At 62.2% G+C, this 13,161-nt stretch carries 9 protein-coding genes; 1 reads left to right on the top strand and 8 read right to left on the bottom strand.

From position 1 onward, the window contains the following. Positions 1 to 37: 37 nt before the first annotated feature. From E6W33_RS04990 to E6W33_RS04955, 8 genes are all read right to left on the bottom strand, one after another. Positions 38 to 1,084, bottom strand: coding sequence for a hypothetical protein (locus E6W33_RS04990; protein WP_136414973.1), 1,047 nt, complete (start codon positions 1,082 to 1,084; stop codon positions 38 to 40). Between the two features lie 107 nt (positions 1,085 to 1,191). Further along, entirely contained in the window at positions 1,192 to 1,506 is a 315-nt protein-coding gene (flhD, locus tag E6W33_RS04985; protein ID WP_136414970.1) for a flagellar transcriptional regulator FlhD, read from the bottom strand. 18 nt (positions 1,507 to 1,524) lie between these two features. Beyond that, the gene (locus E6W33_RS04980; RefSeq protein ID WP_136414968.1) at positions 1,525 to 1,845 is read right to left on the bottom strand and encodes a type II toxin-antitoxin system PemK/MazF family toxin; all 321 of its coding nucleotides are present in this window, start codon (positions 1,843 to 1,845) and stop codon (positions 1,525 to 1,527) included. Further along, on the bottom strand, positions 1,839 to 2,093 hold the full coding sequence (locus E6W33_RS04975) for an AbrB/MazE/SpoVT family DNA-binding domain-containing protein (RefSeq protein WP_136414966.1): 255 nt from the start codon (positions 2,091 to 2,093) through the stop codon (positions 1,839 to 1,841). The genes E6W33_RS04980 and E6W33_RS04975 overlap by 7 nt, the downstream gene beginning before the upstream one ends. Positions 2,094 to 2,393: 300 nt before the next feature. Further along, positions 2,394 to 3,596 carry a hypothetical protein gene (locus E6W33_RS04970; RefSeq protein ID WP_136414964.1) on the bottom strand — a complete coding sequence of 401 codons (1,203 nt, stop codon included), beginning with the start codon at positions 3,594 to 3,596 and terminating at the stop codon, positions 2,394 to 2,396. A gap of 330 nt (positions 3,597 to 3,926) precedes the next feature. Further along, positions 3,927 to 5,201 (bottom strand): L,D-transpeptidase family protein, encoded by a 1,275-nt coding sequence (locus E6W33_RS04965; protein ID WP_247869526.1) that lies wholly within the window; start codon positions 5,199 to 5,201, stop codon positions 3,927 to 3,929. Continuing rightward, positions 5,201 to 6,319, bottom strand: coding sequence for a tetratricopeptide repeat protein (locus E6W33_RS04960; RefSeq protein ID WP_136414962.1), 1,119 nt, complete (start codon positions 6,317 to 6,319; stop codon positions 5,201 to 5,203). The genes E6W33_RS04965 and E6W33_RS04960 overlap by 1 nt, the downstream gene beginning before the upstream one ends. A 219-nt stretch (positions 6,320 to 6,538) precedes the next feature. Beyond that, complete coding sequence (locus tag E6W33_RS04955) at positions 6,539 to 10,825, bottom strand: hypothetical protein (RefSeq protein ID WP_136414960.1); 4,287 nt, start codon at positions 10,823 to 10,825, stop codon at positions 6,539 to 6,541. 402 nt (positions 10,826 to 11,227) lie between these two features. Here E6W33_RS04955 and E6W33_RS04950 point away from each other — a divergent pair, with 402 nt between their 5' ends. Then, positions 11,228 to 13,156, top strand: a complete 1,929-nt coding sequence (locus E6W33_RS04950) for a response regulator (protein WP_168798532.1) — start codon at positions 11,228 to 11,230, stop codon at positions 13,154 to 13,156. Positions 13,157 to 13,161: the final 5 nt, after the last annotated feature.

Here is a 13,161-nt window from a genome sequence, read left to right as displayed (position 1 = left end):
TCCCGAGGACGGGAGTCGCTTCCTGCTTTCGGGAAGATCAGGTCAGGAAGACCAGTGCGGCAAGTGCTGCGCAGCAAACCGTCGCCTGCAAGACATGGACGAGGATTGCGCGCGTTTTTCCGGGCGTGGGCTGGGACTGAGACTGGGATTGGGCCGGAGCGGCGGTCTTCTCGCGTTCTTCCGGCGGCAACGCGGTTGGATTTGGCCGCGTGCGCGCCACGTTGACGACGATCGCATCATCCTCGGGATCAGGCGCTGCTTCCCTGCGGCTTGGAGCCATCCTCTCCTGACTCCGGATGGCCTTGGGTTCCGGCGCCGATTGCCGCTTTTCCGAGAGTCTGACGCGTCCGGTGGTCAGCATCTGGTGCAGCTCGTCGATCGTCGGCTTGCGCTTGTAGACCTTTTCCCAGGCCCGGATCAGATTCGCGTGGCCGTCGCCCATCAGGGCATCATGCAGCAGGTTGCCCATTGCGCGGCCGCGTTCGACCGCTTTCCTGAGATGGTTTTGATGGACTTCGTTGGCCACCTTGAAGAGTGCCTTGGCGAGTACCTGATCGCGACACGCGTTCAATTCGCCCTCGAGATCGTGGTATTCGACCAATCCGTTGATCTGAACTGGCGGCTGCAGGATGATGTTCGCGCCGGCTTGCTTCAATTCCAGCAGCGCGCGCACCGGAAAATCGAGCTGCGAGGCATCCTGCTGGTCGGCGGAAGCATTCTCAAGGAACAGGCGCGACTCGCGGTAACCCTGGTAAAAGGATAGCCACGGCTCCATGTCCGCCTTGCAAAGGGAAAACGGCTTGCTCCACTCGCTGCCTTCAGTCTGCTCGTCGAGCGGAATCAGCGCGGAGCGCATATCGGGAATGTTGCGGACCTTGTCGACCCATTCCTGCGGGAGGGTGACGGCCGCGCTGGTGTTCTTGTCTTGCGCGGGATTGGCGATCAGGCGCAGATCTTTGCGCGCATCGACGGTGCGCGGCTGTTTCTTCTTTTGCTCGAGGGCTTCCTGATGAATGCGATTTTGCCGTTCGGTCTCCCACCGCAGGGGACTGTCGAGCACATTGAGCACGTCGAGCGCTTGCATGCTATGCCGCTCCTAGCGCGGCGATGCATGCGACACGCGTTCGCAAAGCAAGCGGCAGTCCGGAACAGGCGCACATGATCGCAAGGGCTGGCGGCGTCGATGCGCCGTCAGAGGATGGTTTCGGGCGCCTGCGACGCCATGATGATCGATGCATGCACCGGCGCACTGGCGGTGCCGGCCTTGTCGCGCAGCAGCGTCGACAGGATCGCCGTGTCGTTGAAGCGGAAACGCGAGAGCATCACGTTGCAGCTGGCCATTTTCAGGACTTGACCGTTACTCATGCTGGCCAGCAGATCGGCAATCTCGCCGCTGATGCCGAGGCGGAATATGGCCTCTGCGCGATCGTGGCGAATCATTTGCTGGGCAATCATCAGGTAGCTCAGATTGACATCGCGAATTTCTGACAAATAATCGTTAGCCATTGAGTACGGTCCTTATGTTTAATAAGCGAAAACTTCTTGTAGTACTTCCAGAGTCTTGGCCATCGTTTCTTCGCTGATGACCCCCAGCTTCTTTACCAAGCGCGACTTCTCGAGGGTGCAGATCTGATCCAGCAGGATCAGTCCCTCTTTCTGCATGAACGTGACGGGAATACGAAACGGTGCGGGCAGTTCGTGCGTGCACATCGGCGCCATGATGAGCGTGGACAGGTACTCGTCCATTTCCTCAGGCGAGACGACGACGCAAGGCCATCGCTTCTGAGTCATGCTGCCGATCGGTTTTTCAAAATCGGCCAGCCATACGTCGGCCCGCTTTACCATGTGAATCCACTATCCGCTTCGTTGATAATCAGAGGCCAGGCGATTGGAAGTTCTGTCGACTTGTCCGCAAGCAAACGACATGCCTCCGCCCATCCTTCGCGGGATTTCTTCCTCGGCTTGCGGATCACGATTGCTTCGTTCTCCACCTCAATCTCGACCTCGCCGATATCAAGACCGGTCTGCATCAAGAATGGCTTGGGAATCAACACCCCTTGCGAATTGCCCATCTTGCGGATTGCAGTCTTCATAGAAGTTCCTCGAACCAATGTTCTAACATAGTACAACAAAATTACCGCATAGCAAATTTTTATTAAAACAATGTTGGTACAAAAATTTTTATGTTATTACTTTGTTTTAACCATAATGAAAAACAGGATGAGATGTCATTGGTAAACCGGAAAAACGAGAATTCACCAGGCGCAACTAATGAAGTAACACTTTAAGTAAACTTCAAAAAATACTTGAAGTTACGGGAAGGGAAACTGGCGCTTTGAAGAGGTGCGCAGCGAAGCGAAAAGATGGGGAGTCGCGTGCGGGAAGGGAAACGATCAATAAGCGGGAATGTGCGGCTCGTAGGATGGGCAACCGTTCTTGCCCCACTTGCCGGCGCAGAGGCGCCACTTGCACTTCTCGCGATCGATGAGGCCCTGAATGCGTTCGCAGCGCGCGAGCGTGGCGCGCGTGACGGCGTAGCGAGATTGCGACGAGGCGGACATCGTCGGCCCGCCATAAGCCTGGCCGGTGCGCTTGCGTTTGGACAGGCGCGCTTCTCCTACGACTCGCCCGGCGCTAGTCTTTTTTTTTAACTCTTCTTCCGCCTGCTGCCGGATACGCTCGATCTCCTTGTCCTTCGCGGCGGCCTGCTGCGGTACATGACGCTTCGACGGCGCCTTGGCTGTCTTCCTCTCGACCGGCTTTGCGCGCGGCTTGGGTGCAGTGCTTTCCAATGCAGCCTGGCCCGCCTCGGAAATCTCCGGTTTCCTGGCGCGCTTCGGAGGTGCTGCGCTGAGCGCATCGGAATCGCCTTGCTTGCTCCTGGAGGTCGTCGCTCCCCTGCCAGAGTTGACGACATCGTCGTGCTCACCAGACTTCAGCGTCGGGACTGGCGGGGCTGCGGGCGCTTGCTCGGCTTGCTGCGGCGGTGGTGCACCGTCGTAGGGAAGTTCATCCGGACTGATGCCGCGAACCGGAGCACGCGCGCCCTGCACTCCCGCTTGCGATGGCGCCTGAACCGCAGGCAGCGGCTGGGACGCATGGACAGGAGTCTGACGTGCGCCGGTTTTACTGAACCAGACGGCGACGCCCAGGCCGACGGCCGCACCAATGACGAAAATCCCCGACATCAGCATGAGACGCGAGATGCGGCGAGGTTTGGGCCTCCCCTCCTGAAAGGCGGTCTGCCAGGGCGGCTCCTGATGCGCGAAGGCGGCAGCGCGCGCGGCTGCAGTGTCGTTCCAGTGCGGTTCGGTTCGTTGCCGGGTAGTCGAATCCGCGGAGGACTCCTGTGGAGTGCGTGATCGCTCGCCGCGGGGAGCGGTTGCCGCGGCGCTATTACGGTGCAGATCCTCGCGTTTCGGCTCTGCAGGTGGGGTACGTTGCTTGGCAGCGGTCAAATGGCATGTCCTCCTGAATCGATGAGCGCGCAGCCGTACTCCGTATTCAAGCAAAGACGACGCGCCGCCGATGCCCTTGCCTTCGAACTGGGCATGGCCGGTTTGACTGAACTTCTGGTAGCCACCCGGAAAGGGCATTGGCTTGCTGCAAGAGGCGCAAATCCGTGCAAACCCAGTATTTTCCGCCCCGCAATTCTGGCATCGCATGGCGACCTGCGTGTTATCCGATGCACATGCCTTTGAATGACCATTCTTGGCAAAACTTAGTTCAACAGGAAAATATGCCGCCCGGTCCTTTCGGTGCTTCCGAGCGAAAAGGAGCACCTAGCTTGATCAATATCATCGCAACATCATCGGCAGAGATTCCCGCGAGAACGAAAAGCGGACCGCAAAAAGAAAACGGCCGCCTTTCCATCAGGCAGCCGTTCCTTGATCATTATGCGCATTGCGCGCGTTATTCGTGTCGTCTCAGAGGTTCAGCTCGTACACGATTTTCCACTGCGAACCTTCCTTCGCCCAGTACTGGCGCTTGCGAATCGATGTCTTGCCCTTCCCTACTCTCGACTCCTGGGTGAAGGTGCTGACAATCATGTTGTCGCGGCCAGGATAGAAGAAGAAAGTCGAGTCTTTCAGCTCGATCGAGACATCCTTCACGCCGCTCATGAATTGCTGATGCTTTGCAAACCAGGTACTCAGGTCCTCGCCGCGATCAGAACGGAACTGGCGGGAATAATTTTCCATCACGCGCTGCGGATTCATGCTCTCCATGTCGCGCCGCCAGTCGTCCACCAGGTGCGTCGCAAGGTGGCGATCGCTTTCCCACTTGGTCTTGCTGACGAAGTCCACGCTTTCGCTGATCACCACCGGCGTCTTGCCGATCTCGACCGAGCCGGCGAGCTTGTGCAGGTCCGGGTTGGTCAGCACGACGCAACCGTCGGAGGACAGCGGCGGACGGCTGTAACTGTCGGGAGGCGTGCCGTGCAGCCAGATACCCGATCCGCTGCGGCCGTTGACCTTGTCCCATTCGTTCGGATAATTGATCGGCAATGCGCCGGAGCCGTAAAAGTCGGGCAGACGCTCGCCCGAGAGATGGCTGGTGATGTAGTAGATGCCGATAGGCGTTTTCTGGTCGCCGGCCTTGAGCTTGTTGACGCCGAGCTTGCCCTGGCTGACGTAATAGTCGCTGACGAATTTCAGGCGCCCGGCGTCATTGGCATACACGTACAAGCGCGAGCGCTTGGCATCGACCAGGATCACATGCTTCTGGTCCTCGCGCAATTGCAGCACGAGGCGCGGCAGCAAGCTCGGATCCGGACGTTCGCGCAGCCACTTCAGGCGCACGATCGCTTCCTGGCGCAAGTTCTTGAGCTTGTCCTCCGGACCATTCACCGCGCCGAAGGTGGTGACCGGCTGCGTCTGCATCAGGAGGAGGTCGCCGCGAATCAGATGGCCGAGACGAAAATTCGGATAGTCCTCGACCAGTTTGTCGGCCTTGGCCAGTGCCTGCCGCAAACGGTTGGCCCCCAGCTCTTTATACACTTCGACCAGCAATACTTCAGGATCGGGCTTGTCCGCCACGGGCGCGGCAACTGCCCGCGCGGGCGCGGGCGCCGGCTTTTTGGCGTGCGCCTTCGCGTTCGCGGCGAAAGGCGCCGTCATGAGGCTGGCAGCCAGCAACCAGGACAGGACTTGTCTGGCGGTGCCGGCCGTTGCCTGGCGCCTGGTAGATTGGAAACGCAACATCAGCTACCCGTATTCTCCTGTTTGATCTGCCACTTGCCGCCCTTGTTGGCCAGCACGAGGGTCTTGCGGGTGTTTGCGGTCAGACGGTCCGACACATAGACCTGGCGGAATTTCACCGTTGCCGTATTGCCATTGATGCTGACTTGCGGGGATTCGACCTTGACGCTGATGTTGCTCTTGCCGACGATGCGTGCGCGCCGGTCGTCTTCCCATGCCTTGCGGGACTGGCCGTTCGGCGTATGGAAATCGCTGCCGTAATAGCCCAGATACGACTTCACGTCTTGCGAGCTCCAGGCCTTGGCCCAGCCATGCACGACCTTCAACACGTCGTCCCGTTCGACATTGGCATTCGCCATTGGTTTCGGCTCGGCCTTGGGCTCCACTTTGTGTTCGGGCTTGGGGGCTTCATTTTTTGCAATCGGTGCCGGTTTGACCGGGACGGGTGCAGCAGCGACCGGCGGCGCGGCCGGTGCCGGCACTGCCGGGGTCGGAGCCTTGGGTGCCGGTGCAGGCGCCGCAGTTACCGGAGCCGGCGCAGGTGCAGTGGCGGCCACCTTGGAGCCGCCGTTCATGTTGCCCACCAGCGAACGTACCAGCGTCAGCTTGGACTTCGCAGCGGAATTGCCGGAATCGAGCTGCAAGGCCTTGTCATAGGCCTGGCTTGCGAGCTTGGCATGCACATCGCCCAGGTTTTCATAGGCGGTCGCGTAGCTCGGGTTGGTGCGGATGGCAGCATCAAGTGCGAGGCGCGCCTTCTCGTACTGACCGGCGGCCGCGTACAGCACGGCGAGATTGTTGTACGGTTCAGGCAATCCCGGATAGTCCTCGGTCAGCTTGGTGAAGACCGTGATGGCTTCGGCCGACTTGTTCTGTTCGGTGAGAATCACGCCCTTGAGGAAGCGCATCTGCGCATCGCGCGGATTCTTGTTCAGGAAGGCATCCGCTTTCGTCAGTGCTTCCGCATATTGACCGCCGCGCATGAGCTTGTTGACGTCGGTGTAATCGTCCGCAAACGCGGGACCGGCAAACAAGGCTGCCACCAGACCGGACAATGCAATGGTGTTATTCAGTACAGGGCGCAAACGAATACTGATCATGCGGCGCGAGAAGAAAGTCATGAGTCTTGGTTGGTGTTATTTTGCAGCAAACAGAAAGCGCACGGAAAGCGCATGGAAATCGTACGGTAGCCGGAATGCAGCGCTGTTGACAAGCCGCCCGCGCCGATTTTTAAACCAGTGCATTCTATACTTCCTGCCTTAAATACGCTATTTCGGAAGCGGCGGCATACCAATCGTGCAAGTACCGGCAGAGGAAAAAACAACGCTGGCTGCCCTCGCCTATTCCTTCACTGCGTCGGCCTGCGCTGTGCTCTCGACGGCTGGGGCTGTTTCCGGCTGTGCGCTGAGTTGATAGGACATTTGCAATTTTGAGGGGTTGGCAAGGCCGATCGGGCCGGACTGGCTGACGGAGGCTGCGACGGCCGGGACCGCCTTGTGCGCGAATCCCGTACTTGCCGGGGTAGTCTGCAGGGTCCAGGTGCTGGCAACCGCCACACCTGCGGCGAAGGCGGCGCCGCCCAGTACGGCGACCAGCGGCCGTCGGACCGCGCGGGCCTTGACTGCCGGCACCGGCGATTCGGCCAGCACGCTCTCGGCGCGGACGCGCCAGTCGCCGAGCGCTTCGCTCTTCTGCGCCATGCGTTCGATCAGGTCGGCGGCGATCGCCTGCGCCTCGTCCTGTTCGCGTTCGATTCTGGCACGCAGCGTCTCAGCCTGCTCCGTGCTCGTTGCCGCATATTCCTTCTGCCTGCGCGCAGCCTGCAATGCGCGACGCTCGGCGGCCACCCGTGCTTCTTCGGCGGCATGCGCCTCGATTTCCGCTTCCATGCGCTTGCTGGCCAGGTCGGCCGCTTCGCGTTCCGCCCTGGCGCGCTGCTCGGCTTCGATACGTGCGATGTCTTCTGCTTTCAGCTTTTCCTGAATCGCTGCCAGCGCCTGCTGTTCGGCCTTGGCACGGGCGCTCTCGACACGTGCCAGTTCGATGGCTTCGCGCGCCTTGGCTTCGGCAGTTTCCGCGGCGAGGCGCTGCGACTCGACTTGCTCGCGCGCCTTTTCCAGGAATTGCTTTTCGACCGCAAGCCGGCTTTCGTTCGCAAGCCGCACTGTGCGTTCGGCCTGCTCGCGCGCGCGGGTGATCTGCACCTGCTCTTGCTCGATGCGAAGCCGTGCTTGCGCATCGTCTGCAGCATTCTTTTCCGCCGACAATTTTTCTTCGATCGCGGCCAGCGTCTTCTGTTCAGTGTCGGCGCGCTCGCGCTCGATACGCAGTTTTTCCTGCACCGCTTCCAGCGATTTCTGCTCGGCGGCGGCACGGCGGCGTTCTTCGGTGGCGAGGTCGATCGCTTCGCGCGCCTTCGCGATTGCCAGTTCGGCAGTCTTGCGCTGTGATTCGGCCTTCTCGGCGGCCTTCGCCAGCAGCTCCTGCTCTGCGACGCAAGCGCTTTCGCTCGCTTCACGCGCTGCGCGCTCAGCCTGCTCGCGCGCCTTCATCGCTTTGGCCTGCTCCGTTTCCGCCTTGGCGCGTGCCTGCGCTTCATTGCGCAGTTGCGTTTCGGCGGCAAGCTTTGCCTGGATGGCTTCGAGTGCCTCGCGCTCGGCGGCGACACGGTCCTTCTCCGCCTTGGCCAGATCGATCGCTTCGCGTACCTTTCTCAGCGCGACGTAGGCGGCCTGGCGTTCCAGTTCGGCACGCTCTGCCGCCTTCTGCATGCGCTGCTTTTCGGCGGCAAGCTGGGTTTCAACCGATTCACGCGCCTTGCGCTCGGCCTGCGCGGTTGCGCGGATCGTTTCGGCCTGCTCATGCTCGGCGAGTGCGCGTGCTTCGGCATCGGCTTTTGCAGCCTGTTCGGCAGCGAGCTTGTCGCGGAGGGCGTCCAGCGCGCGCTGTTCGGCGGCGGCGCGCTCCTGTTCGATACGAGCCAGCTCGCCGGCTTCGCGCGCTTTCGCTTCCGCCGCTTCGGCGGCCTTGCGCTCCAGGGCGACTTGTTGCGCTGCCTGTTCCAGCTGCTGCTTTTCCGCCGCCAACCGGGCCTGGATGGCGTCACGCGCGGCCTGCTCAGCCTGTTCGCGGGCGCGCATCGTTTCCGCGTGTTCCGTCTCGGCGCGGGCGCGGGCGGCAGCATAGTTGCGTACCGCTTCCTCTGCGGCGCGCTTCTTCTGCATGGATTCCAGCGCCTGCTTCTCGGCGGCGGCGCGCTCTTCCTGCGTGCGGGCCAGTTCGACGGCTTCGCGCGCGCTGGCTTCGGCCGCCTCGGCGGCTTCGCGTTCCAGTTCGGCCTTGCGGGCGGCCTGCTCCAAATGCTCCTTTTCCGCAGCCAGCCGGGCTTCAATTGCCGAGCGCGCTTCCAGTTCTTCGCGCTCCCTTGCGCGCAGCAATTCGGCCTGCTCCTGCTCGGCGTGCATGCGCGCTTCCGCTTCGACGCGCGCCGCTTCGTCGGCCTGGCGCCGGGCTTGCTCGGCTTGCAGCGCTTTCTGTTCGGCCTCGGCACGCTCGCGTTCGGCACGCGCGGCTTCGGTGGCTTCGCGTGCCTTCAGCAGGGCAAGCTGGGCGGCCTTGCGCTGCAGTTCGACAGCGGCATTGGTTTGCTCGGCGGTATGCCGTGCGGCGGTGGATTCGGCTTCATGCGCGGCACGCAAGGCGCGGTCGGATTCCTCCTTTGCGCGCAGGGATTCGGCCAGTTCGAGTTCGGCCTTGGCACGCGCTTCGGCCTCGGCCAGCGCGGCCTGTTCCGCGGCGAGCTTTTCCTGGGTGGCTTTCAGTACCTTCTGCGCTGCCTCCGCACGCTGCCGCTCGACCTGCACTTTCTGCTGCAAGGTCTCGAGGGCCTGCTGTTCATCTTTTGCGCGCTGGCGTTCCAGGCGTGCAAGTTCGACCGCCTCATGCGCTTTCAGGACAGCGGCATTGGCAGCCTCGCGTTGCGCATCGGCGCGCTCCATCGCCTTGGCGAGCGCGGTCTTGGCAGCTTCGCATTCTTCTTCCTTGGCTGCGCGGGCTGTCTGCTCCGCCTGTTCCTGCATGCGCAACAAACCGGTGTGCTGGCGCTCAGCGTCGGCACGCGCCACGGCTTGCGCCATGGCGGCTTCTTCGGCACGCAGCTTTTCCTGCAAGGCCACGACGGCTTTCTGTTCGGCCTCCGCGCGCTCGCGCTCGGCGCGCGCCAGTTCCACCGCTTCACGCGCCTTGGCGGCGGCGAATTCGGCGGTCTGGCGTTGCAGTTCCGCATGTTCGGCGGCACGCTCATAGGCCTGCTGTTCCGCAGCGGCCTGGTCGGCGGCCATCTTGGCGGCGGCGCGTTCAAATTCGATACGCTTCTCGACGAGCTGCCTGGCGCGCTGCTCTTCTTCCGCGCGGCTTTGCATCGCTTCGGCGACTTGTTGTTCGGCTTCGGCACGCTCGCGCGCCTCGCACACGGCGCGCGCTTCCGCGGCGGCGCGTGCGCGGGCCTGCATGTCGGCCTTGTGCTCGGCTTCGACGCGGGTCAGCGCCAGGGTTTGCAGTTCGCGCTCGGTGCGGATGCGCGCTTCGGTCGCAATGCGAATACGCTCTTCCGCTTCGCGGCGCGCCTGGGCGGCCGCGGCGGCCAGTGACTCGGCATGTTCGCGGCGGACGGCGGCGTCGCGCAGCTCGGCGTCGGCCTGCAGGCGCAACTGGTAGGCATCGGCGGCCTTGCGTTCGAGGTCGGCCCGGGCTTGCGCGGAGGCTTCGCTTTCCTGCTCGGCCAGCGCGCGTGCGCGGGCTTCCTCGCGTGCACGGACTTCGACCGGAGCGCGGCTCAAGGCCGCGTGCAGTGCCATCTCTTCGGCACGCTCGCGTTCGCGTGCCACTTCCATCGCCTCGGCACGCGCCTTGGCGAGCATCTCGGAGGCCATGCGTGCTTCGCGCTCGCGACGTTCCTGTTCGCGGGCCAGCTCGACCATGCGCGCATCGGCACGGGCACGGGCTTCCGCCTCCTGTTTCGCGGCTTCGGCGGCGGCAACGCGCTGGGCGGCTTGCCAGCGCGCCAGTTCGGTTTCCTGGGCCAGCTCCTCGGCGGCGGCAGTGGCGCGCGCGGCCAGCTCGGTTTCCTTCACGATCTGTTCGGTTGCGCGCTTGCGGGCTTCCTGCTCGGCGCGGACGCGTTCTTCCGCCATGCGCTTGGCCTCGGCTTCGGCCTGGGCACGTGCGCGCAGTGCTTCGATCTCCTTCTTGACGGCGGCGGCGCGGGCCTCGCTGGCTTCGCGGGCCTGGCGTTCCGCATCCAGTCGCGCGCGGCCTGCTTCGATCGCTTCTTCGGCTGCCCGGGCGTTTTGATAGGCCTCGGCGGCGGCGGCCGCTTCCATCTTGGCCTTGTCTTCGGCGAGTGCCCGCGCGCGCGCTTCGGCGTGGGCGCGATTTTCGGCGGCGACGGTTGCTTTCGCTTCGGCTTCGACGCGGGCGATGGCCTCGCGGATCGCTTTCAGATCGACCCCGCCGGTGCGCGGATTGGTCGCGGCCGGCTGCACCCCAGCGCTTCGATCGACGTCTTCGTCGTCGAAGGGCTTGTCCTGCACATTGAGGTTGTTTCGCATCGCCTGATTCGTTTCCATCTTGGACTCCCGCTGGATGAGCGATTCCGGCATTCTCTTGTTCGCGCCGCTGGCCGGAATTTCTTAACATGCATTATCAGAGGCGCGATCGCGAATCGGGCATGCGAATAAAGGGGGAAATCCGAGCCAGTTCGTGAATATGTATTGCATATATTGCATCCACAATCTCGTCCAAAAGGGATTGCGCGCGTCATCAAGATTGTCGTTTCAACAACATCTCGCTGAAGACACCGCCTGCTGACAAAAACACTTGATGTGAACACGAGACAAATCGTTTCAAAAAGCACTACAGTAGCTGGAACCTCGTTATGATTCATTGCTAATTTCGTTATGAAATTGCTGCGCCGTTCCTAGCCGTACCGCCGACCGCCAGCATCAGCCATGCCCGATATAAACACGAAGATGACAGAGCCTGCAGATCAGGCGGTAGAAATCCTGGACGACTCCGGCACGTCGGCATTGAGCCGCCAGTTTGCCGACATCAATCACAACCTCCGCAACTCGATGAACAGCATCGCCGGCATGTTGACCATGCTGCGCGACACGAATCTGTCCGACTCCCAGCGGGAATATGCGACGATCGTTCAAAGCAAGCTCGATACGCTGCTCGACCTGATAGAACGCGTCGTCGACATGTCGCTCCTGGAAGCGAAGCGTTTCGCGCTGGCGCGGACGCGATTCGACCTGCGCCCGGAAATCCACGGAGCATGCTTGCACAAGATCGCAGCCGCACGCACCAAAGGTGTCCAGTTGCATCTCGACGAGCCGCCGTCGGTGCTGGTGGAAGGCGATCCTGCGCGGCTGCGGCAACTGGTCTCGATGCTGGTCGATGGTGCAATCCGCCTCTCGGAGCAGGCCGATATCACCGTTACCACGCAGGCCGAGTGCGGGAACAACGCGTGCGATTTGCGCATCCATATCCACGCCCCAGGACTATTCGACGTCGGCGAACGTCTTGTCGCGATCTTGAACCAGGAAACGGAACCGGCGCCCCCGCCGCGCAGCACCGCCGCCCTTGAACTGGCACTGTGCGTGCAACTGGCCAAGCTGATGGGCGGACGGATAGGCATCAACAGCCTCCCGCAACAGGGCACGACCCTGCGCCTCTCCCTTTCATTGCCGCTTGCGCCAAATCCCGCAGCCGACATGCGAGCGCTGCTCGTATCGGAAGCATCTCCGCAGCGCGAGGCATTCGCCGCGATGTTGGCCGCACAGGGTATGCGCGTGCAGACCAGCGGTTCCGCCGTGGAGGCATTGAACACCCTGGCCGAGGCAAAGGCAACGCAAGACCCTTTTCAGCTCGTCATGCTCGACCGCTGGATAGAAGGCATGGACGGCGAACTGCTGGGCGCGGCGATCAAGGCCGATGCGGCATACCAGCATGTCACGCTGGTACTCCTGGACGAGCAGGCGCAGCCGGATCAGGCCAGCGTGACGCAGTCCGGATTTTCAGCCTTGTTCGTCAAACCGGAGTTGCTGCGCGATGCGGCCGCACTGCTGCGCTTGTGCGAGGCAATCAGGGAGGGCAAGCTACCGTTCGTCAGCGTCCGCGCCAGCGGCACGACTACAACGCCTGAAGGCAACGGTGCGCGACTCCCCCTTGCCGGCCGCCGCATCCTGATCGCCGAGGACAATCCGGTGAATCAGCAAGTCGCGCTGCGCATGCTTGAAAACCTCGGCTGCAAGGCCGACCTTGCGGACAACGGACAGCGGGCGGTCGACATGCATCGCGAAGGCGGCTACGACCTGATCTTGATGGATTGCGACATGCCCGTGATGGACGGCTTTGAAGCCACGCAGACGATTCGCTTATTGCAGGGCAACGGCCGTCGCACGCCAATTGTGGCGCTGACCGCGTGCACGACCCAGGACGAGCGCGACAAATGCCTGGCGTCCGATATGGACGACTTTATTTCCAAACCGATTCGACCGCAGCTTTTGCAGGAAACGCTGGGACGCTGGCTGCCGGTTCATGCAGGGACGGGGGTGGAGCCGATGCTTGCGCCCTGCACCGATGAACTCGAGTATGTGCGCGATGCGTTCGGCGCCGATTTCCGCGAGCTTGCCGCGCTATACCAGCACGACGCGCCGCCGCGCCTGGCGATGCTGCGCCAGGCCCATGCACGCGGCGACCATGTACTATTGGCGAAGACAGCGCACGCGCTCGGCGGCAGCAGCGCATCGATCGGCGCTTCCGGCCTGTCGGCATTGTGCAGGGATCTGGAGATGCTCATGAAGAGCGGTGCAAGGATCGATTTTGAAAGACGCATGAAGGCCATCGAAGCCGAATATCGGCGCATCAGCGACAAACTGCTCTCGATGCTTTCCTGACGGAG

Origin of the sequence: Herbaspirillum sp. ST 5-3 (assembly GCF_004804275.1) — a bacterium.
Classification (GTDB): domain Bacteria; phylum Pseudomonadota; class Gammaproteobacteria; order Burkholderiales; family Burkholderiaceae_D; genus Noviherbaspirillum.
This window is presented reverse-complemented; position numbering and strand designations above follow the sequence as displayed.

What these genes read in the sequence shown, in the direction of transcription:
- E6W33_RS04955 (WP_136414960.1), bottom strand. Translation starts at nt 10,825, where the DNA reads ATGGAAACGAATCAGGCGATGCGAAACAACCTCAATGTGCAGGACAAG.
- E6W33_RS04960 (WP_136414962.1), bottom strand. Translation starts at nt 6,319, where the DNA reads ATGACTTTCTTCTCGCGCCGCATGATCAGTATTCGTTTGCGCCCTGTA.
- E6W33_RS04975 (WP_136414966.1), bottom strand. Translation starts at nt 2,093, where the DNA reads ATGAAGACTGCAATCCGCAAGATGGGCAATTCGCAAGGGGTGTTGATT.
- E6W33_RS04990 (WP_136414973.1), bottom strand. Translation starts at nt 1,084, where the DNA reads ATGCAAGCGCTCGACGTGCTCAATGTGCTCGACAGTCCCCTGCGGTGG.
- E6W33_RS04970 (WP_136414964.1), bottom strand. Translation starts at nt 3,596, where the DNA reads ATGCCCTTTCCGGGTGGCTACCAGAAGTTCAGTCAAACCGGCCATGCC.
- flhD (WP_136414970.1), bottom strand. Translation starts at nt 1,506, where the DNA reads ATGGCTAACGATTATTTGTCAGAAATTCGCGATGTCAATCTGAGCTAC.
- E6W33_RS04965 (WP_247869526.1), bottom strand. Translation starts at nt 5,201, where the DNA reads ATGTTGCGTTTCCAATCTACCAGGCGCCAGGCAACGGCCGGCACCGCC.
- E6W33_RS04950 (WP_168798532.1), top strand. Translation starts at nt 11,228, where the DNA reads ATGACAGAGCCTGCAGATCAGGCGGTAGAAATCCTGGACGACTCCGGC.
- E6W33_RS04980 (WP_136414968.1), bottom strand. Translation starts at nt 1,845, where the DNA reads ATGGTAAAGCGGGCCGACGTATGGCTGGCCGATTTTGAAAAACCGATC.